General features: G+C 39.6%; 23 protein-coding genes and 1 pseudogene. 17 read left to right on the forward strand and 7 right to left on the reverse strand.

Annotated features, from left to right (window positions below):
• A pseudogene (locus G3R48_RS13230) lies at nt 1-198 on the reverse strand (IS110 family transposase); the annotation flags it as partial.
• 101 nt (nt 199-299) lie between these two features.
• On the opposite strand from G3R48_RS13230, the gene G3R48_RS13235 reads away from it, so the two are divergent.
• The 3 genes from G3R48_RS13235 to G3R48_RS13245 all read left to right on the forward strand — a co-directional run bounded on the left by G3R48_RS13235 (nt 300) and on the right by G3R48_RS13245 (nt 1824).
• Complete coding sequence (locus tag G3R48_RS13235; protein WP_153665326.1) at nt 300-800, forward strand: hypothetical protein; 501 nt, start codon at nt 300-302, stop codon at nt 798-800.
• 123 nt (nt 801-923) lie between these two features.
• Nucleotides 924-1343: a hypothetical protein gene (locus tag G3R48_RS13240; RefSeq protein WP_153665324.1), complete on the forward strand. Its 420-nt coding sequence runs from the start codon at nt 924-926 to the stop codon at nt 1341-1343.
• Between the two features lie 118 nt (nt 1344-1461).
• Nucleotides 1462-1824 carry a hypothetical protein gene (locus G3R48_RS13245; RefSeq protein WP_153665322.1) on the forward strand — a complete coding sequence of 121 codons (363 nt, stop codon included), beginning with the start codon at nt 1462-1464 and terminating at the stop codon, nt 1822-1824.
• Between the two features lie 723 nt (nt 1825-2547).
• Here G3R48_RS13245 and G3R48_RS13250 read toward each other — a convergent pair.
• From G3R48_RS13250 to suhB, 6 genes are all read right to left on the reverse strand, one after another.
• Nucleotides 2548-2859, reverse strand: coding sequence for a VF530 family protein (locus G3R48_RS13250; protein ID WP_153665320.1), 312 nt, complete (start codon nt 2857-2859; stop codon nt 2548-2550).
• Nucleotides 2860-3037: 178 nt separating this feature from the next.
• Nucleotides 3038-3388, reverse strand: a complete 351-nt coding sequence (locus G3R48_RS13255; RefSeq protein WP_153665318.1) for a replication protein RepA — start codon at nt 3386-3388, stop codon at nt 3038-3040.
• Nucleotides 3375-4043, reverse strand: a complete 669-nt coding sequence (locus G3R48_RS13260; protein WP_153665316.1) for an AAA family ATPase — start codon at nt 4041-4043, stop codon at nt 3375-3377. Before G3R48_RS13260 ends, G3R48_RS13255 begins: the two co-directional genes overlap by 14 nt.
• A gap of 145 nt (nt 4044-4188) precedes the next feature.
• Nucleotides 4189-4491, reverse strand: coding sequence for a PilZ domain-containing protein (locus G3R48_RS13265; protein WP_153665314.1), 303 nt, complete (start codon nt 4489-4491; stop codon nt 4189-4191).
• Between the two features lie 112 nt (nt 4492-4603).
• Nucleotides 4604-5011 carry a phosphate-starvation-inducible protein PsiE gene (locus G3R48_RS13270; RefSeq protein WP_153665312.1) on the reverse strand — a complete coding sequence of 136 codons (408 nt, stop codon included), beginning with the start codon at nt 5009-5011 and terminating at the stop codon, nt 4604-4606.
• A 159-nt stretch (nt 5012-5170) separates the two neighbouring features.
• Nucleotides 5171-5974 carry an inositol-1-monophosphatase gene (gene suhB / locus G3R48_RS13275; protein ID WP_153665310.1) on the reverse strand — a complete coding sequence of 268 codons (804 nt, stop codon included), beginning with the start codon at nt 5972-5974 and terminating at the stop codon, nt 5171-5173.
• A gap of 155 nt (nt 5975-6129) precedes the next feature.
• Between suhB and trmJ the strand changes: the two genes are divergently transcribed.
• From trmJ to G3R48_RS13340, 14 genes are all read left to right on the forward strand, one after another.
• Nucleotides 6130-6852, forward strand: a complete 723-nt coding sequence (trmJ, locus tag G3R48_RS13280) for a tRNA (cytosine(32)/uridine(32)-2'-O)-methyltransferase TrmJ (RefSeq protein WP_153665308.1) — start codon at nt 6130-6132, stop codon at nt 6850-6852.
• Nucleotides 6853-6891: 39 nt separating this feature from the next.
• Nucleotides 6892-7713, forward strand: a complete 822-nt coding sequence (cysE, locus tag G3R48_RS13285) for a serine O-acetyltransferase (RefSeq protein WP_153665307.1) — start codon at nt 6892-6894, stop codon at nt 7711-7713.
• 237 nt (nt 7714-7950) lie between these two features.
• Complete coding sequence (iscR, locus tag G3R48_RS13290; RefSeq protein ID WP_153665305.1) at nt 7951-8412, forward strand: Fe-S cluster assembly transcriptional regulator IscR; 462 nt, start codon at nt 7951-7953, stop codon at nt 8410-8412.
• A gap of 85 nt (nt 8413-8497) precedes the next feature.
• Nucleotides 8498-9712, forward strand: coding sequence for an IscS subfamily cysteine desulfurase (locus G3R48_RS13295; RefSeq protein WP_153665303.1), 1215 nt, complete (start codon nt 8498-8500; stop codon nt 9710-9712).
• A gap of 63 nt (nt 9713-9775) precedes the next feature.
• Nucleotides 9776-10156: a Fe-S cluster assembly scaffold IscU gene (gene iscU / locus G3R48_RS13300; RefSeq protein ID WP_153665301.1), complete on the forward strand. Its 381-nt coding sequence runs from the start codon at nt 9776-9778 to the stop codon at nt 10154-10156.
• A 14-nt stretch (nt 10157-10170) separates the two neighbouring features.
• Nucleotides 10171-10494 (forward strand): iron-sulfur cluster assembly protein IscA, encoded by a 324-nt coding sequence (gene iscA / locus G3R48_RS13305; RefSeq protein ID WP_153665300.1) that lies wholly within the window; start codon nt 10171-10173, stop codon nt 10492-10494.
• A gap of 43 nt (nt 10495-10537) precedes the next feature.
• Nucleotides 10538-11062, forward strand: a complete 525-nt coding sequence (gene hscB, locus G3R48_RS13310) for a co-chaperone HscB (RefSeq protein ID WP_153665298.1) — start codon at nt 10538-10540, stop codon at nt 11060-11062.
• A gap of 37 nt (nt 11063-11099) precedes the next feature.
• Nucleotides 11100-12956, forward strand: a complete 1857-nt coding sequence (hscA, locus tag G3R48_RS13315; protein ID WP_153665296.1) for a Fe-S protein assembly chaperone HscA — start codon at nt 11100-11102, stop codon at nt 12954-12956.
• A gap of 8 nt (nt 12957-12964) precedes the next feature.
• Nucleotides 12965-13300 carry an ISC system 2Fe-2S type ferredoxin gene (gene fdx, locus G3R48_RS13320; RefSeq protein WP_153665294.1) on the forward strand — a complete coding sequence of 112 codons (336 nt, stop codon included), beginning with the start codon at nt 12965-12967 and terminating at the stop codon, nt 13298-13300.
• Between the two features lie 74 nt (nt 13301-13374).
• Nucleotides 13375-13650 (forward strand): hypothetical protein, encoded by a 276-nt coding sequence (locus G3R48_RS13325; RefSeq protein WP_212593357.1) that lies wholly within the window; start codon nt 13375-13377, stop codon nt 13648-13650.
• A gap of 15 nt (nt 13651-13665) precedes the next feature.
• The gene (locus G3R48_RS17365; protein WP_267253704.1) at nt 13666-13791 is read left to right on the forward strand and encodes a hypothetical protein; all 126 of its coding nucleotides are present in this window, start codon (nt 13666-13668) and stop codon (nt 13789-13791) included.
• A gap of 428 nt (nt 13792-14219) precedes the next feature.
• Nucleotides 14220-14852 (forward strand): TetR/AcrR family transcriptional regulator, encoded by a 633-nt coding sequence (locus G3R48_RS13330; RefSeq protein ID WP_153665290.1) that lies wholly within the window; start codon nt 14220-14222, stop codon nt 14850-14852.
• A gap of 147 nt (nt 14853-14999) precedes the next feature.
• On the forward strand, nt 15000-15431 hold the full coding sequence (ndk, locus tag G3R48_RS13335) for a nucleoside-diphosphate kinase (protein ID WP_153665288.1): 432 nt from the start codon (nt 15000-15002) through the stop codon (nt 15429-15431).
• Between the two features lie 949 nt (nt 15432-16380).
• Complete coding sequence (locus G3R48_RS13340; RefSeq protein ID WP_153665286.1) at nt 16381-19011, forward strand: TonB-dependent receptor plug domain-containing protein; 2631 nt, start codon at nt 16381-16383, stop codon at nt 19009-19011.
• The last annotated feature ends 517 nt before the right edge of the window (nt 19012-19528 follow it).

Consider the following 19528-nt stretch of genomic DNA (forward strand, 5'->3'; position numbering starts at 1 on the left):
TGTAAATTCCCTTGCCCAGTAGTGCGCCCCAGAGCATGCTTCCATCCCGATAATACAAGGTGGAATGTTAGTGATTGTCTCTAACAGCTTGTTTCTTTTAACTGTTTGCTTTAGTTTAGTTTTACCGCATTCATCAACACCATGAATGCTAAAAACTAATTTGGCTAAATCGATGCCAATGGCTTTAATTAAGGACATATGGACTCTCCTTGATTGAATGTTTGCACTTTCAATATGGCACATAGTGGCCATTTGGTAAGGGGAGTCCATATCATTCGTTAGAAGTCATGGAGGATTAAATGAACCACGTAAATGTATTAACAATCGCATTAAGAGTTGCAGCTTTGTATCTAGTAGTGAGCGTTATTAGCAATGTCCCCGAGGAAATTGTTAAAGCTCAAGCGCTATCCCAAATGATGGAACAAGGAACTATTTGGTTATCAATTGTTTTTCCGTCAGTAATAAAAATTTTAGTCGCTATTTTATTTTGGTTTTTTCCTAACACTCTGATTAGGACAACTATCCCTGACGCTCAAAAGTCGGAAGAATCTCCTGAATATCTTAAGAACTTAAACATCGCGATTATATCAGCTGTCGGTATCTATTTAATTGGGTTTGGTCTTTCCGACATTGTTTACTATGTATCACTAAACTACGAAATGAATAAGCTCTTTGAGCAGCCTCCCAGACCAGAGGACTTAGCTGGACTATATGCGACAGTGTTTCAAGTCACAATTGGGTTCCTAATCGTTTTAGGAAGTAGTGGAATATCAAAAATGGTTCGCCAGGTACGAAGCTAATGACTTCTAACAAACCGATCAACACACTCGCTTCGCTCGCAGGGACGCCTACTTGCTGCGGCTTCGCCATTTTCGCAGCAAGTATTCGCCCGTTATCGGGGCGTTAGCTATACAAGGAATATCATGGACGATCCTCAACAAACTTGGGATGACTACTACTCAAGAATCAAAACTCGAAAGGTAGACGAAGCAACAAAACTTTGGGAAAACATGTTGAAAGCAGAAGTCTCAAGTGAAACTGTGTTTACCATGGATTTTACTCATTTTTGCGACCTTCCCGAAAAACTAAAAGAACTGGGTAAACAGTTAAGTGAAAACTATGAACTGGAATTCAGTGATGTAGATGATAAAGGATATCAGTTTTTAAGTGGCACAACTCGACCCTATGGCAATGAACTAAGCCAAGTTGATTTTATTGGCTGGGTAGAGTTTATGTGTGACGTCGCGCAGTCCTACAGTTGTGTCTTCTCTAGTTTTACAATCGAAAGCCCTGAGCTAGGCTTAATCTGGTCTAATAAAGACGTCGAATCTGAAAAGGGATAGCTAACAAGCTGCTAAATTCAGATTCACCAACGCTGTCATGCCATTTGCTGAGCAAATCGACCGCCAGTACTTGGTTCACTTATTATCAGGGCGTTAGGTAACCAAGGAAGGGAGTCTTATGGAAGGTTTAAAATTTAGTCCAAAAAGCAAAAAAGTTTTGATGCTGCTAGTTATATTAGTCCTTACTCCATTTGCACCTGAATTACTCTTGTTTATGGATGTTGCTGGTGTAGAAGTAGCCTTTACATGCCTCCTCATCATGATTAAGCCCATGAAGCTTTGGGTTGAGTGCCAGGTAGCTAAAATTAAAGAGTTCAGCCGTGTGATTAAACTTGCGATAAGGCAGCACCCTGTATGTGATGCACGAGTGTTTGCAGGTCATTATTTTGCCTTTTCTTTAACACTCCTATTAACAAGCTCACTATTGGTGTCAAGTTCAATATGGTTGCCGATTTTAGTCATGGGTAAGTATATAGCGTAAGGATACCTAACAAGTTGCTAAATCCAGATTCTCCAAGGCTGTCATGCCATTTGCTGTGCAAATCGCCGCCAGTACATGGTTCACTTATTGGCAGGGCGTTATGTTTCTAAGGATAGAGTTTGAGTAAATGTCCAAAATGTTATTCTCGCCAAAATCCATTTAATGTACTTTTAATTAATAATTTTAGTAATAGAGAGTGCGATAGGTGTGGTTGCAAGTTAGCTTTAAACACACCTATTTCACTGTTTGTCATTTTTTTTGAGTTTATAGCTTTAAAAAGTATTCTTCACTTTAAAGTAGAGTTAGGTACATTAACTCCAATTCTTATAGGTATTTCTTTTCTATTATTAATTCTTTTATTTATGTTCGCTGTACCATTGGTAGAAAAAGAAACATAACAAGAGACTATGGCGTCAAACAGTTGGCTGTGCTCGTGCCTCGCTATTATAGCCAAGCATTTTAAGCCGCTAAGCAAAGCGTTACCGTATATTCAATTGCCATATTTACCCTAATACTAAAAGTCACTTTTAAAATTTAGCTTTAAAACGTTTTTGTCCAAAAGTGAATTTGGAAGTGATCAATCTTTATTAAGGTCGCAAAAGACTCTGCTTCAAAACAATCTACATTATATTGTTAAGCGGTATTAAATATTGCTTTGGTTGCTAACCTAAAAATGGTTAAACAATTACGAAAATATGGGTTCATCAATAAGATGTAATTAAATTATTTTCCCCAAATATGCGCGTTAACTGCTCCAGAATCTTGTGAACTAACGGCATTGTCATTGAACTGTGGCCTTGTTCGTGGAGACGGTAAAGGTTGTTTGTTCATTTTAAGCCACAAATACTCTACTTTATCCCTTGCCCAAGGCGTGCGGCGTAAAAACTTTAAACTCGATTTAATACTTGGATTTTCCTTAAAGCAATTAATGTTTATGCGCACTGCAAGGTCGTTCCAGCCGTATTTATCGACTAAGTCCGTCACAATTTGTTCTAATTTTATCCCATGAAGAGGGTTATTGGCTTGCTGAGTCATAATGATATTAATTGAGTTAACTATTGGGTCATTATACGGGATATTATTACCTACTGGTATGTAAAAGTGATTTGAATAAAGCCTGCTTTATATCGGTGGTGTCAGTAAGCATAAAAGGCACCCAAGTAACATTATTGAAGTTGTTTAAGGCTGTTGGAGCAGACGCCACTGAGTCTGATTATATTTTCTTATTCAGCAGCTTACTTTGCGAAGATAGAGAGCTGCGATGAAAATCATCAATTAATATCCTGATTAATTTAGACTTTGGTAATTTGTGTGCTCGGTGTAATTGTTCAAGTTGTAAAATTGCGTGCTCGGTTAAACTAAAAGTGGCATGTCGGTATAATTTGCTAGTGTTTTTATTTAACCCAACAGTGTCCTTGCTTGAGTGATTTACAGGCTCAGCAGGTTGGCGAATAACCGACTTTTTGCCCTGAGCATAATTATTAGCATCTTCAATAAAGTCGTCAATGGAAACCGACTTAGGTTTTCGCTTAGGGGATTTGCGCTTAAGATCAGTTAAACTCATAACTATTTTCTGGTGGAATGGCAAATAATTCATCAGTGATAGCACGGATCTCCACAGCGGCTTTTCCTTGTGGGTCAATCTCGATTACAGAGGAACCTGACTCTTCACTATCATCATAAATGTTACGACTAAAAGTGACTGAATTTAGAGCTCGTAAACCGTAAGATTGCACCACCTCTTTGGCTTCTAAAATCCGTTTAAACTGAGACGGTAAAGAAGGGCATTGGGTCATGACAATGGTGGCAACCATTTTGGGGTTAACCATTTTACAGGTGCTAAGCATGTCTTCCATATGTGGGAGCGTTTTTAGATCTCTGCGTTTTGGTCTTAATGGGATCACGACATAAGTTGCTACAGACATGGCTGCACGCATGGCTAGGTTATCTTGGCCACCGCAATCGACTATCACGTAATCATAACGCTCATTAAGGCTTAATAAGTCGTTACGAATTTTACCATAGAGTTGAATGCAATTAATGGGGGGGAGACTTGGGTCATTGTTTCTAGCTTGAATCCAATCGGAGGTAGTGCGTTGTGGGTCACAGTCGACCATTAATACATTAGCATTAAACTGTTGGGTTATATTAACGGCGATATTTTGTGCTAGGCAGCTTTTACCACTGCCTCCTTTTTCTCCTCCTACAAGCAATATCATTCACTTCTCCCTTTACAATTAGCATTTGTTAGTGCTGTTCTTACCTAATGTTATAAGGTGCTTTAGGCATAAGTAAGGACAATTAATCACTCATTATTGAAGTATAGGTAACGGCTTCAATTTATACGAACTGAAATCATGTAAGTTAGACTAATTGCAATGCCACATGAAATGGGTATTCATTTCCTTCTTGGCAACGACACACTTGGCCTTTTATTGTGTTTTGTTGATCGCTACCTTCGTGAAAGGTTAACGCAACTAATTCTCCAACACTAAAAGCGGACTCATAACCAAACAATACTCCTCTACGCGCTAAATCAAGGCATACTGCTTGAGCATGGCATGTTTTACCTTCTGAGTTAATCCAGTCTAATCGAACGCTTTCCGCTTCCATGTCAACTCGTAACGATGCTCTTTTTTCAGTAAAGCTATTTGGCTCGTTGTCCATTTTATTGCTCCTAGTCATTTTTTAATCAGCACGTAGTTGTTTTGCCGCTAGCGATACAATCGTATTAATGATAGTCATTTTTCGCTTTTTTTTGCTAAATACGCCATGAGGTTTAATCTGTGTCATTTTTTTTAGGGTAAGGCAGCTTTAATTGTCCCCAACGGATGACAATGACTGTACTGGCTAACACGATCGTTGAAACCGAAATCGCTAAAATACGCCAGTCATCCATACTTTTCATGTCTAATATTAAGTACCGAGCCAATGCAACAATGGCAATATAAAGTGGCATACGGATGGGTAATTTTCCAGATTCTAAATAATTAACCACCATTGCGAGAACTTCAAGGTAAATAAATAATAGTAACAGGTCAGCTAATTCAACCGTGCGTATTCGAAACATATGCAGAATTTCTTCCCCAATGGCGAACACTGTTGCTATTGATATAATGAACAATACGATATGCTCTATGGTTTTCAAACTTTTGACACCTGCTTTACTAAATAAAGGGGTTGGCATAATAACTTTCCATTGTTGGTAACATACTGTGAATCAGTATAAGTGGCTTGATAATGTTTTTGAGAGTGATCTATATCAAATAAATAAAAAAGGCCAGCTACCTAACGTAGCTGGCCTTTTAATTATTTTGCTTAACGGTGCGTTAAGCAAAATAAAGGTTTAGCGTTTTAATCCATCATTTAATAATGGACGCATGGTTTTTACTAGTTGGCTAGTAACTTTAGGGCTACCTGCCACAATATTACCAGAAGCTAAATAGTTGTGATTACCATTAAAGTCGGTAACAGTGCCGCCAGCTTCACGACAAATTAGGTCGCCAGCTGCAATGTCCCAAGGTTTTAAACCAAGCTCAAAATAACCATCCATACGACCTGCAGCAACGTAAGCTAAGTCAAGGGCAGCAGAACCTGCACGGCGAACATCAGCACATTGGGCAAATACCGCCCCAAGAATATTAAAGTAGCTTTCAGTGTGTTGGCGTGTTTTGAAAGGGAAGCCTGTTGCGATAATGGTGTTTTCTAGGTCATTAACATTGTTTACTCGAAGACGGAAGTCATTCACTTTTGCGCCTTTGCCACGAATAGCTGAGAAAAGTTCATCGCGAACGGGATCGTAAACAACAGCAACTTCAACTTTACCTTTATATTGTAAAGCTATCGATACTGAAAAATGAGGGATACCACGAACAAAGTTATTAGTGCCATCCAGTGGGTCTACAATCCATACATAATCTTTGTTTTCGCCTCGGTTCTCACCTTCTTCTTCACCAATAATTGTATGATCTGGATAAGATTTACGAATTTGATATGTAATTGCTGATTCAGCTTCCTTGTCTACACTAGTAACGTAGTCGTTAATTCCTTTAGCACTGACTTCGACACGATCGAGTTCAGTAAAAGCGCGCATGATAGTTTGGCCCGCCGCGCGAGCTGCGCGTGTGGCAATAGTGAGCATTGGATGCATTGCAATCCCCTGGATGTTAAAGAACGAGTATAAAAATAACTGGCGTATTATACTCGTTTTAAATGTTATATCAAATGCAGATTTTCATATCACTTAACAATCATGCATGTGGTAGTATTCGAAAATAATGTTTTCTTATCGATAGAATTGGTTACATGTTAAGTAATATTCGTGTTGTTTTAGTTGGAACATCTCACCCAGGAAATATTGGCTCTACAGCTCGAGCGATGAAAACCATGGGGTTATCAAATCTTTACCTTGCTGAACCTCGGGTTGAACCCGATGGACAGTCAATTGCGTTGGCAGCAGGGGCATCAGACATTTTAAAAAATCTCACCCAAGTTGACTCATTACAAGAGGCTATTGCTGATTGCAGTTTAGTGATTGCAACGAGTGCGAGAAGCCGCACTTTAGATTGGCCAATGTTAGACCCAAGAGAGGCTGGGATCAAATTATCCGCGCAAAGTGTTGATGGTCCGGTGGCAATCGTGTTTGGTCGTGAGAACCATGGTTTAAGTAATGAAGAGCTACAAAAGTGTAATTATCACGTTGCGATTCCTGCTAACCCTGAATATAGCTCATTAAATTTAGCTCAAGCTGTGCAGATTATTTGTTATGAAACCCGGGTTGCGCACTTGGCTCAAGAACAAGCTGGTATAGCTGTAGAGCAAGAAGCTTACCCTTTATCTGAGGATTTAGAGCGCTTTTATGTGCACTTGGAATCAACACTGACTAAAACGGGATTTGTAATCAAAAATCACCCTGGTCAAGTGATGATCAAATTACGTCGTCTATTTAGTAAGGCGAGAGTTGAAGCCTCTGAAATGAATATATTACGTGGTATTTTAACTTCAATTGATAAGAAATTAGATAAGTAAGGGGTGGGTATCCTTGTATATCGCCCAAGGAAATGAGTTATGAGTGTTATCTCAAGATTAAAAGAAGATATTGAATCGATTTATCATCGTGATCCTGCTGCAAACAGCACCTTGGAAATTTTATTAAATTATCCTGGTATGCATGCGATTTGGCTACATCGAATTAGCCATAAACTGTGGAAAAGAAAGTGGTGTGTTACCGCGCGTTGTTTATCGACGTTTTCTCGGTGGTTGACCGGTGTAGAAATACATCCCGGTGCGACTATTGGCCGCCGCTTTTTTATTGACCATGGTATGGCTGTTGTCATTGGGGAAACAGCTGAAATTGGCGATGATTGTACGCTTTACCATAGCGTGACATTAGGGGGAACAACTTGGCAAGCCGGTAAACGTCACCCTACGTTAGGAAACAATGTTGTTATTGGTGCTGGAGCAAAAGTTCTTGGCCCAATTACGATGCATGATGGTGCGCGCGTTGGTTCAAATTCAGTTGTGGTTAAAGATGTTCAACCAGATAAAACCGTGGTCGGTATACCTGGAAGAGTGGTAACGACAGCCTCTTCTGAGTCCAAAGAAACTAATGAACGACGTACTCAAATGGCTAAAAAATATGGTTTCGATGCTTATGCTGTGTCACCCGATAACCCCGATCCCGTTGCAAATGCCATTGGGCAAATGCTTGACCATATGCACCTAATGGACACCAAGGTGCAGGATGTGTGTAAAGCTGTGCAGGGAATGGGCGGTGAAGTGTGTACTGAAAAATTACCTGAATTGAATGTAGGTGAATTTACAGAAGATGAAAAAGCCGCAGCCACCAGAAGAATTAAAGAAATAGATGAATTTGACCCGAGTATTTAACTTAACAATTAACAATAATCTTTAGTGAAGAAAGTTTAATTATAACTGAGTCGCAATTATTAATTTCATATCATTGAATAATGGCGTCGAAACAGGTTAAATGTGCGTGAGTTTCTGCTTGTTCTAGGCAAGTGAGTAAATGTGAATTATGTAGCACTTTTACCATTAACAATACTTGACTAGTTTACTCGGGTATGTTGAAATTGCTCTATACTTTTTGGGAGCAGTAGTAAAGTTATGAAACTTACATCGAAAGGTCGCTACGCGGTAACTGCTATGTTAGATGTTGCTATCCATTCATCTTTAGGGCCTGTTCCCTTAGCCGATATTTCAGATAGACAAGGTATTTCATTGTCTTATCTTGAACAACTTTTTGCTAAATTACGTAAACAAGGTTTAGTTGCCAGTGTTCGTGGTCCTGGTGGTGGATATCGGTTAGGTTTAGAAGCAGCAAATATCTCTGTTGGAATGGTCGTTCGTGCCGTTGATGAGTCAGTAGATGCTACTCGTTGCCAAGGGAAAGGAAATTGCCAAAGTGGCACTCGCTGCTTAACTCACTCTTTGTGGGGCGACTTAAGTAAGCAAATTTCAGATTTTTTAGGTGGTATTACCCTTGCGGGTTTGATGGAAAAACGAGATGTTCAGTACATCTCGGTAAAGCAAGATGAGTTGCAACAGGAACACCGAGTGACATTATAACGCTCGATGTTAAATTAAAAATAATTATTATTTGTACGTTGTATGTGACCTCATTGTTTGAGGGCACTAAGTACGGAGTGTGAGTATGAAGCTTCCTATCTATTTAGATTATGCCGCAACGACACCGGTTGACCCGCGCGTTGCACAAAAGATGGTTCAACACATGACAATGGACGGTGTGTTTGGCAACCCTGCCTCTCGTTCGCATCGTTATGGCTGGCAAGCTGAAGAAGCTGTCGATATTGCCCGAAATCAAGTTGCTGATCTTATCAATGCAGACCATCGTGAAATTATTTTCACGTCAGGAGCAACTGAATCTAGCAACTTAGCCATTAAAGGTATTGCCCATTTCTACAGTAAGAAAGGCAAACATATTATTACCAGTAAAACTGAACACAAAGCCACATTAGACACGTGTCGTCAGTTAGAACGTGAAGGTTATGAGGTTACTTACCTTGAACCTGACGCAAATGGAATTATTCCGCTTTCTCGCATTGAAGAAAACTTAAAAGATGAAACCATCTTAGTCAGTATTATGCATGTGAATAATGAAATTGGTGTAGTACAAGATATCACTGAAATTGGTGAGTTATGCCGTTCAAAAGGTGTTTTCTTCCATATGGATGCAGCACAAAGTGCCGGCAAATTACCCATTGATGTGAAAGAACTGAAAGTCGATTTGATTTCTATTTCCGGTCATAAAATGTATGGTCCTAAAGGTATTGGTGCTCTGTATGTTCGCCGCAAGCCGCGTATTCGTCTTGAATCACAAATGCATGGCGGTGGTCATGAGCGTGGTATGAGAAGTGGTACGTTAGCGACACACCAAATTGTTGGGTTAGGTGAAGCCGCAGCTATTGCAAAACAAGATATGGAATCTGATGGTACTCGCATTCGTCAATTACGTGACAGATTATGGAATGGTATCAAACATATCGAAGAAACCTATATCAACGGTGACATGGAACAACGTTACAGCGGTATTTTCAACGTTAGCTTTAACTTCGTTGAAGGTGAGTCATTGATGATGGCATTAAAAGATTTAGCCGTATCGTCAGGTTCAGCCTGTACTTCCGCAAGTCTAGAGCCAAGCTATGTGCTTCGCGCTTTAGGACTAAATGATGAAATGGCACATAGCTCAATTCGTTTTTCATTAGGCCGTTTCACCACAGAAGAAGAAATTGACCATTCAATTAAAACAATTACCGAGTCTATCGATAAACTACGTGCAATGTCTCCTTTATGGGAAATGTTTAAAGACGGTATCGATTTAGAAAAAGTGCAGTGGGCAGAACACTAAGCTTTTACTCTTGCCTTTAAACACATTGATAAATGTTAAACGAACAGATTTTGGAGTAATAACATGGCTTATAGCGAAAAAGTAATCGACCATTATGAAAATCCACGTAACGTAGGTTCATTTGAAAAAGATGACCCGTCAGTTGTCACTGGAATGGTTGGCGCACCTGCTTGTGGTGACGTAATGAAACTGCAATTAAAAATTGATGATGCAGGTATCATTGAAGATGCAAAATTTAAAACCTACGGTTGTGGTAGTGCGATTGCCTCAAGTTCATTAGTAACCGAGTGGGTTAAAGGTAAAACTGTTGATGAAGCTGCAGCAATTAAAAATGCTGATATTGCTGAAGAATTAGCATTACCGCCTGTAAAAATTCATTGCTCTATTTTGGCTGAAGACGCCATTAAAGCAGCAATTGATGAGTACAAAACCAAAAATAAGTAATATCTGGAGTAGACATGGCTATTACAATGACCCCAGCAGCGGCAGATCGAATTAGTTCGTTTCTCGCTAATCGTGGTAAGGGACTTGGATTGCGCCTTGGGCTTAGAACATCCGGATGTTCTGGAATGGCTTATGTGCTTGAGTTTGTTGATGATTTAAATGACGATGATGAGCTTTACACCATAAATGGCGTTAATATCATCATCGACGCAAAAAGTTTTATCTATTTGCAGGGCATTGAATTGGACTTCGTAAAAGAAGGTTTGAACGAAGGTTTTCAATTTAATAACCCAAATGCGAAAGGTGAATGCGGCTGTGGCGAAAGTTTCACGGTATAATCATTTGCATTCTATTTATCATTAAAGCTGTGCGATTGTTCCCATGAATTATTTTGATCTGTTTCAATTTACGCCTGCCTTTGATATCAATACCGCTCAACTTGCAGACCGCTACCGCGATCTGCAACGGGCGGTACATCCTGACAAATTTGCCCATGAATCTGAACAGCAGAAACTTCTCTCTGTACAGCGTACTGCGCAAATAAATGATGGATATCAAACTTTAAAAACACCACTTCTTCGTGCTGAACATATATTAAGCTTACGCGGGCTTGAGCTCAGCCATGAAACCACCACCTTAAAAGACACCCGTTTTTTAATGCAGCAAATGGAGTGGCGTGAAGCCCTCGAAGACATTAATCATAGTAGTGAACCACAAGATTTGATCGATTCCCTCTATGACTCTTTTGCTGACTTTGAAAAAAACCTATTTACTCATCTCACTCAATTATTAGCTAAAGATAACCAAGCCGATAATTTGTTAGCGGCGGATCAAATACGCAAGCTAAAATTTATGGCAAAATTACAAGATGAGCTATCGCGCATAGAAGATAAATTGCTCGATTAATTTTGATTTTAATAACCCAGATTTAAGTTGGAGTATTATGGCACTGTTGCAAATTGCAGAACCTGGCCAAAGCGCCGCGCCACATCAACATCGTTTAGCCGTTGGTATCGATTTAGGCACCACCAATTCGTTAGTGGCTTCAGTTAGAAGTGGTGAAGCGACAACGCTCAGTGATGAGCTGCAACGTCATTCATTACCTTCAGTTGTTCATTATGGTAATGATGAAATATCAGTAGGTTACGATGCACAAAGCCAATCAGCCACGGATCCTGCTAACACCATTGTTTCTGTCAAACGTTTTATGGGACGCAGCTTAGACGATGTGAAAGCGAGTGGTTCTCAAGGCTATTCATTAACTGCAAGTGAAAATGGCTTACCTGTATTTAATACTGCGCATGGTCAATATAACCCTATTCAAGTATCTGCAGAAATCTTACGCCCACTCATCGAACGAGCAGAAAAAACCTTAGGTGGCGATTTGCAAGGTGCAGTGATTACCGTGCCAGCTTATTTTGATGATGCTCAACGCCAAGGCACTAAAGATGCGGCTGAACTATTGGGTGTCAAAGTATTACGTTTATTAAATGAGCCAACTGCAGCAGCTATTGCTTATGGGTTAGATACTAAACAAGAAGGTGTCATTGCCATTTACGACTTAGGTGGTGGCACTTTTGATATTTCCGTTTTACGTTTAAATCGTGGCGTATTTGAGGTATTAGCAACAGGTGGTGATTCAGCATTAGGTGGTGATGATTTTGACCACCTCTTACAAGCTCATATTCAATCCGCTCTTGGGATTGTTGAGCCAACTATCCAGCTTAATCGTCAAATACAAATTGAAGCAAGACGCGTTAAAGAAGCATTAACTTTTGCTGATATAGTAACGGCGAGTATTGAGTCTGACGGGCAAACATTAAGCTGTGAAATTACTAAAGCTCAATTTGAGCAATTGATTGCTGCACTTGTTAAGAAAACTATTAGCAGTTGTCGTCGTACTCTACGTGATGCTGGTGTCAGTGCTGATGAAGTGTTAGAAACTGTAATGGTCGGTGGCTCAACTCGTGTGCCACTCGTGCGTGAAAAAGTTGCTGATTTTTTCAAAAAAATGCCTTTGACTTCAATTGATCCTGATCGTGTTGTCGCATTAGGTGCAGCAATTCAAGCTGATATTTTGGCAGGTAATAAGCCAGATTCAGATTTACTATTACTTGACGTGCTTCCGCTTTCTTTAGGTATTGAAACCATGGGTGGGCTGGTTGAAAAAGTCGTCACTCGAAATACCACTATTCCTGTCGCCAGAGCACAAGAGTTTACTACCTTTAAAGATGGCCAAACTGCAATGGCTTTTCATGTGGTGCAAGGCGAGCGTGAATTAGTTGATGATTGTCGCTCATTAGCTCGTTTTACCCTAAAAGGTATTCCACCATTAGCAGCAGGTGCAGCTCATATTCGGGTTACATTTCAAGTGGATGCTGATGGTTTATTAAGTGTTACTGCGATGGAGAAATCCACCGAAGTTCAAACGACTATTCAAGTTAAACCTTCATTTGGTCTATCAGATACCGAAATCGCTACCATGCTCAAAGACTCTATGAAGCATGCAAAAGATGACATTACTCGTCGTATGCTTACTGAGCAAAAAGTGGAAGCCGCGCGGGTTATTGAATCTTTAACCGCAGCGTTAGCCAAAGACGGTGATTTATTATCTGCAGCGGAGCGTAGTCAATTAGACGAGTCGATTAAGGCGTTAGATACCTTAGCGCAGGCTGATGACAGTGATGCTATTGAAGCGGCAATTGCCGATTTGGATGAACAAACACAAGACTTTGCGTCAAAACGCATGGATAATTCAATTAAAGCCGCTTTAACCGGGCAATCAGTTGACAATATATAGGTGAGACAATGCCACAACTAGTTTTTTTACCCCATGAAGAGTTATGTCCAGACGGAGCAGTGTTAGAGGCTGAAGTTGGCGAAACGATTCTTGATGTTGCTTTAAAAAATGGAATTTTAATTGAACATGCTTGTGAAAAGTCATGTGCATGTACGACATGTCATTGTGTTGTACGTGAAGGTTTTGATGAACTTGAAGAAAGTGACGAACTTGAAGATGATATGCTAGATAAAGCTTGGGGTTTAGAACCTGAAAGCCGTTTGTCTTGCCAAGCTAAAGTTGTTGACTGTGACATGGTCATTGATATCCCTAAATACACCATTAACATGGTGAGTGAAGGATAACTGTTTAAGCTTTAAAGCTTTAAAGCTTAAATGCGAAAGGGTAATGATATTCATTACCCTTTTTTGTTTTTATCATGTTTATTCCCTTATCTTTATTGCAAAACTCAGCAAAACTCAGCAAAACTCAGCAAAACTCAGCAAAACTCAGCAAAACTCAGCAAAACTCAGCAAAACTCAGCAAAACTCAGCAAAACTCAGCAAAACTCAGCAAAACTCAACAAAACTCAGCAAAACCTAAAACGACAATCGAATATGTTTGGCTCAATGATAACGTCATCACAGGAGCAGACATTGAAACTGAACATTCCCCCAAGGGTGGAAGAGCATTTACACCTTATGCGGCTTGGTAGAATGGACTATATGTAGTGTTTTTTAGTAGTAGTGGAAGTTTGTTTGATAATGAACTTAATGAACTTAATGAACTTAATGAACTTAATGAACTGGGAAATATTGTCAGTGAATTAATCAACACATTACGTGGTGTTGATTAATGTTAACGTTTTAAAGCTATCATTAAACAGTGTCACCTCACACCTCATCATGAACCTTTATTGGGGATAAGGAAAAGGTTACTTACGCCAGTAGTAGATGTTCATTGCCTAATAAAGGCTGTATTGCTATTGAGTGGCTTAACTTTGCTATCGTCGTTTACTTTGTGATACACAGGCTTTAATCGTCTGCTTACCCGTAAATATCGACTGTAAACACGGCTAACCTTACGGTAAGTTTACACTTTCCTACGGCTTTGTACTGTCATTGACCTCGTTGGTTTTGTTTACCTATTGCGGTTTTGCTAAGCACGTTATTTATCAATTATGTGAAAACTGACCAAGGTAATTGGATATCTATTGTGGATTCGCAGGGGGGATTTTTATTATGATAAAGCTAACAGAACAATTAGTTTGAGTATGGAAACCAGATGTCTTCAGATTTACGTCCCAAACAACAACGCAGCCAACTTACTCACGACAAGTTTCTATTGGCTTTGCAAAATGCATTGGCTGATAAATATTTTGAACATATTAGTATCAAAGAGTTAGCTAAAGGGGCAGGGGTATCTGTTGGGACATTTTATCGCCGCTTTGAAAACAAAGAAGCTTTATTACCATTGCTGTATGATGATTTTGGTCTTCAACTTGAGCAATGGGTAAATCAAGTTGAAGTGATGCCTTGTGAGTCTTTAGTTGAGCAAGTCGCCATGGTTAGTCAGCAAACTGCCACTTTTCTTCTCGCACGAAAAAGTGTGTTTCGCACAATACACCTTAATTCAAGATTGCATACTGAAACCTTGTTTGCAGATCCCTCCAATGACAGAAAACACGTTTACCAAAGAATTGCCGCGTTATTGTTAGCAAAGATGACGACTGATACGCCAAATGAAAAACAGCTCAATGCAGCTAATATGGCTGTGTTTATGTTAGTAAACGGCATATTAGATCAAATTTTATATCCACATATCACTCCAGCTATCGCCTGTCAGGTGCCTTTAGAGGATTACCTCAACCAATTAATTGAGATGATTTGCGCTTATTTGGCCATTCATTCGCACTAAATCACTCACAAAAGCACAGAAATTAGTCGTTAGCAGATCACTGGCAGGTATTTTGGGGATGTGATGTGATTAACGCTATGCAGCTAAGGCATAATTTCGTATAATCCGCGCGAATTTAATCAACTTGCTTACAAAAGGAAGCTAGTCATGGCGATCGAACGCACTTTTTCTATCATCAAACCAGATGCTGTTGCTAAAAACCACATCGGTGCTATCTACAATCGTTTTGAATCTGCTGGTCTTAAGATCATCGCTTCAAAAATGGTACACCTAACTAAAGAGCAAGCTGAAGGCTTCTACGCTGAACACAGCGAACGTCCTTTCTTTGGCGCATTAGTTTCTTTCATGACTTCTGGTCCTATTATGGTTCAGTGTCTAGAAGGCGAAAATGCGGTACTAGCTAACCGTGAAATCATGGGTGCAACTAACCCAGCTGAAGCGGCTCGTGGTACTTTACGTGCAGATTACGCTGCAAGCATTGACGAAAATGCCGTACACGGTTCAGACGCAGTTGCTTCTGCAGAACGTGAAATTGCATATTTCTTCAGCGCAGAAGAGCTTTGTGCTCGTACTCGTTAATTTTTAAATTAACAAGTACAATATTAAAGGAGCTTTGGCTCCTTTTTTATTGTCTGTCGCTAGCACATTGTTAAAGCTATTCCTGCTATTCCTGCTATTCCTGCTATTCCTGCTATTCCTGCTATTCCTGCTATTCCTGCTATTCCTGCTATTCCTGCTACTTACTTTATCCTACCGTTAGCATATTACGCAGTTACTTCTCGGCTAACGAAGCGATAAATGTTGTAAATAATTTAACTTTATTTGGAAATTAATAACCTGCTACATATGTGTCAAATATTTGCAGTGATTTTATGATTAGTTGATGGCTTAGCCCAAGAATTCGGCCATTTTCGTCTTATAAATGCGTTGGTTTATGACTGGGGATTAACTCTATTTACGCACGGCAGCTAATTTGTTTGATATTACATAGCGCTACAAATTAAAAAGCTGATTGTTAAGGGGAAGTTGATTAAGTTTTGGCTAATATTTTTTAAATTAAAAATATTAAAGTTGGCATATACGATTGTTACAAGTGGCAGTCAATTTGTTAACACGCTAGATAATTGAACAACCTAATACCTGCTTGCATGTTTTGTAGTTGAATATTTGCGCAGTTTAATTGAATAAAATCAATACAAAAGGTGATCTAAATCCACTTGTTAACTCCAATTAACGTTCTGTTTTTATTTAATTGCAAAAGTAACCATATGTATTAGATGTTATTTGGTGTGATTTTGATGTTTTGTTTTTGTTAGTCGTTTGATTTAATAGGTTTTTAATGGTTTTGTTGTTGTGCGTTTAACTAGCAGTTATATCAAGTTGTATCAAATATGTATTTCTATAATCACTAACGTTGACCGAATTACACGGTTTTAACAATATCAAACGCGGATGGTTAACTTCGATTTAACCACTAGAACAATAAAAAAAATCGCGTTAGTAATGTTTAACGTCTAGGGAGAATAAAATGAAATCTGAATCATTAACTGCTAAGGCAATACGCCGTAGCATCTTAACCATGGCAGCAACCAGTGTTGCAGCTACTGGCATGTTCACTTCTGTAGCCAATGCAGAAGAAGAACAAGCGCAAGTAGAAAGAATTGAAGTGACTGGTTCACGTATTAAACGTACCGACATGGAAGGTTCTTCACCCATTACCACAATTGATGCTGCTGCTATAGAAAAAACAGGTGAAATGTCAGTTGCTGATGTTTTACGTCGTTCAAACTTAAATACATTTGGCTCACAATCAGAAGCATCTGGTAGTAACTGGCAAAGCCAATCAAATATCAGTTTACGTGGAGCAGGTGCTGACAGAACATTAGTACTTTTAAACGGTAAACGTATGCCTGGCTCACCAACTATGGGTGGCACTGCAGTTAACTTAAATACCATTCCAACTGCAGCAATTGAGCGTATTGAAGTGTTAACAGATGGTGCTTCTGCTGTATATGGTTCTGACGCGGTTGCTGGTGTTGTAAACATCATTACCAAAAAAGACTACGACGGTTTCGAAGTTTCAGCAACGATGACCAACCCTGAACAACCTGGTGGTGAAGAGTGGAAAACCCACGTTGTTGGTGGTATTAGTGGTGATAAAGGTAGTATGACGTTCTCTTTAGAGCATCAAAACCGTGAAATTATTTACCAACGTGACAGATGGTTCACTAGTTCTTCAAATATTCTTGCTGATAAGTATGACGACACTACGGGTGTTTCAGCATATGCGCGTAACTTCCTTGACATGACGACTTTCCAGTTTAGCCCAATGGCGGCATGTGATAACGACAAAATGGTAGGCGGTGGTCATATTTATGACTACGGCGGAGGTGACTATATTTGTGGTTATGATTATACCTCTGAAGCTGCAAACCATGCTTCACGTGCCTACACTGCAGGTTATGTGAATGCCGATTATGAGATTTCAGATGAAATCCGTTTTATTGGACAAGGCTTGTTTACACGTAATGAAACCTTTGGTCGTTATGCTCCGGCAGCAGGCTGGTTTAATGTTGAAGCTGGTCAAATCGATATCCAGAACTGGGATGAAGACGGTAATTTCTTAGGCACGTCTAAAAATGCCAATGCTGGTCGTACTTATTACCGTTTCACTGATGTTGGAACGCGTGATTCAACCACAATTGATTACAGCACCGATATTCAAGTGGGGCTAGAAGGTACTCATGATCACTTCGGTTGGGATGTGACCTATCACTATAATCTAGCTGAAAACAGTAACTATGGTTCTGGCTATGTTCATCGCCCGACAGTAGAAGCATTAGTTAAGTCTGGTGACTTTAACTTTGGTCCTGATGGAAATGATGCTTCTGTCGTTGCAGCCATTACCCATGATACGCTTGCTCAAGATATCATGGAATTTCAAAGTATTAATGCCGGTATTAACTTTGAAGCATTTGAGTTACCAGCAGGTTTAGTGGGCTTTTACTTTGGTAGTGAATTTTCTGATTATAAATATCACTCACGCGTTGACTCAGAGTCAGCAAATGGTGAAGTAATTGGTTCTTCTGGTGCTGGTTCTGCCGGTGACCGTGATGTATTTGCAGTATTTGGTGAATCAATCATTCCAGTAACGGATGATTTAGAGTTTAACGTAGCATTACGTTATGACAAATACTCTGATTTCGGCTCCGCAGTAACGCCTAAAGTGGCATTACGTTATAACGTCATTGACGATGTTGTAGTTCGTGCATCTTGGGGGCAAGGTTTCCGTGCTCCAGCATTATCAGACTTATACGCGGCAGATTCTTTCAGTGCTGACCTTGCAACTGATTACCACCGTTGTGATATTGACGGAATAGCGCCTGTTGACTGTACTGCAGATCAATATGACGTTACCCGTACCGCAAACCCAGACTTAGAAGCTGAAACCTCAGATTTCTATAACCTAGGTGTCATCTGGAACATCACTGATGATTTAAGTGCAAAAGCTGAATACTATAACTTAAAAGTAGATAATGTTATTTCATTCATTTCTTTAGATTCATTACTAAGAGAAGAAGCTGAAGTAGGTTATGGCAACTTAGCTCGTGGTGAGATTATCCGTGCAGGCGATAGCCCTGATGGACGTATCTTAGAAGCCACTACGCCACTAGTGAATGGTAATGGTTTTGACACTTCAGGTATTGATTTCAACGTCACTTACGGTGGCTATGAAACATCTTTCGGTGATTTTGGCACTACATTTGACTTGACTTGGGTGCTTGCTTATAACTCTGAAGAATACTTTGATGGTCCAGTTAATGACAAAATCGGTCGTAACGGTTTACCTGAATACCGCTTTACTTGGGTAATTGATTGGTCTTACGGTGATCACGCTGCATCATTACTGACTCAGTATATTGACGGACAAGCTGAAACAGTTGACCCAGATACGTATGCACAAATTGGTAGCCTATCTTCACAAACTACATTCGACTTTAGCTACAGTTACACTGCATCTTGGAATGGTAAGTTTGGTTTAGGTGTACGTAACATTACTGACCAAGATCCAGTATTGGATTCAAACTTAGCGTATGACGATGCGTTGTATAACCTATATGGCCGTACATTTACTGCAACTTACACACAAAAGTTCTAAACCTTTCACCACTCCCTAGGTGAATAACCCAAAACCTCCGCTTGCGGAGGTTTTTTCTTTTTAGATATGAAAATAACTGTTAAATATCTTGTTTAAAAACAAAAGATAACTATTTCTTCGTGCTGTTGTGTTTTTATACTTGCACAGCACAGCACAGCACAGCACAGCACAGCACAGCACAGCACAGCACAGCACAGCACAGCACAGCACAGTTTGATTACGATATAAGTGAGTGGTGTCGCGGCTAAAACTGGCATCATTGTTTGTTGATACCTAAATAAGTTGTTAGTTAATCTGATTGCATCGTCTTGCGAACATTCATTTATAGCAATTAATGCTTAACAATGTGCGGACATGAACATCCTAAGAATTATATTTAGGTTAAAGATATAGCTAAAGCATGAAGTATTTTTATATCGAGGTACTGCAGAAGGTTTAAACATTTTTCCAGCAAAGCTGGTGATAACATGCGCGGGAATAAACAATGATTAACAACATATAAAAGTTGTGGTTGTAC

This window comes from Shewanella intestini, from assembly GCF_018221465.1.
Lineage (GTDB): Bacteria > Pseudomonadota > Gammaproteobacteria > Enterobacterales > Shewanellaceae > Shewanella > Shewanella intestini.

Bases quoted from the DNA above. Each gene is read 5' to 3' on its own strand.
- trmJ (WP_153665308.1), top strand. From the start codon at position 6,130: ATGTTAAGTAATATTCGTGTTGTTTTAGTTGGAACATCTCACCCAGGA.
- G3R48_RS13250 (WP_153665320.1), bottom strand. From the start codon at position 2,859: ATGACTCAGCAAGCCAATAACCCTCTTCATGGGATAAAATTAGAACAA.
- G3R48_RS13325 (WP_212593357.1), top strand. From the start codon at position 13,375: ATGTTTATTCCCTTATCTTTATTGCAAAACTCAGCAAAACTCAGCAAA.
- suhB (WP_153665310.1), bottom strand. From the start codon at position 5,974: ATGCATCCAATGCTCACTATTGCCACACGCGCAGCTCGCGCGGCGGGC.
- G3R48_RS13235 (WP_153665326.1), top strand. From the start codon at position 300: ATGAACCACGTAAATGTATTAACAATCGCATTAAGAGTTGCAGCTTTG.
- iscR (WP_153665305.1), top strand. From the start codon at position 7,951: ATGAAACTTACATCGAAAGGTCGCTACGCGGTAACTGCTATGTTAGAT.
- G3R48_RS13295 (WP_153665303.1), top strand. From the start codon at position 8,498: ATGAAGCTTCCTATCTATTTAGATTATGCCGCAACGACACCGGTTGAC.
- iscA (WP_153665300.1), top strand. From the start codon at position 10,171: ATGGCTATTACAATGACCCCAGCAGCGGCAGATCGAATTAGTTCGTTT.
- fdx (WP_153665294.1), top strand. From the start codon at position 12,965: ATGCCACAACTAGTTTTTTTACCCCATGAAGAGTTATGTCCAGACGGA.
- cysE (WP_153665307.1), top strand. From the start codon at position 6,892: ATGAGTGTTATCTCAAGATTAAAAGAAGATATTGAATCGATTTATCAT.
- G3R48_RS13340 (WP_153665286.1), top strand. From the start codon at position 16,381: ATGAAATCTGAATCATTAACTGCTAAGGCAATACGCCGTAGCATCTTA.
- G3R48_RS13270 (WP_153665312.1), bottom strand. From the start codon at position 5,011: ATGCCAACCCCTTTATTTAGTAAAGCAGGTGTCAAAAGTTTGAAAACC.
- ndk (WP_153665288.1), top strand. From the start codon at position 15,000: ATGGCGATCGAACGCACTTTTTCTATCATCAAACCAGATGCTGTTGCT.
- G3R48_RS13330 (WP_153665290.1), top strand. From the start codon at position 14,220: ATGTCTTCAGATTTACGTCCCAAACAACAACGCAGCCAACTTACTCAC.
- G3R48_RS13265 (WP_153665314.1), bottom strand. From the start codon at position 4,491: ATGGACAACGAGCCAAATAGCTTTACTGAAAAAAGAGCATCGTTACGA.
- G3R48_RS13255 (WP_153665318.1), bottom strand. From the start codon at position 3,388: ATGAGTTTAACTGATCTTAAGCGCAAATCCCCTAAGCGAAAACCTAAG.
- hscB (WP_153665298.1), top strand. From the start codon at position 10,538: ATGAATTATTTTGATCTGTTTCAATTTACGCCTGCCTTTGATATCAAT.
- iscU (WP_153665301.1), top strand. From the start codon at position 9,776: ATGGCTTATAGCGAAAAAGTAATCGACCATTATGAAAATCCACGTAAC.
- G3R48_RS13240 (WP_153665324.1), top strand. From the start codon at position 924: ATGGACGATCCTCAACAAACTTGGGATGACTACTACTCAAGAATCAAA.
- hscA (WP_153665296.1), top strand. From the start codon at position 11,100: ATGGCACTGTTGCAAATTGCAGAACCTGGCCAAAGCGCCGCGCCACAT.
- G3R48_RS13260 (WP_153665316.1), bottom strand. From the start codon at position 4,043: ATGATATTGCTTGTAGGAGGAGAAAAAGGAGGCAGTGGTAAAAGCTGC.
- G3R48_RS13245 (WP_153665322.1), top strand. From the start codon at position 1,462: ATGGAAGGTTTAAAATTTAGTCCAAAAAGCAAAAAAGTTTTGATGCTG.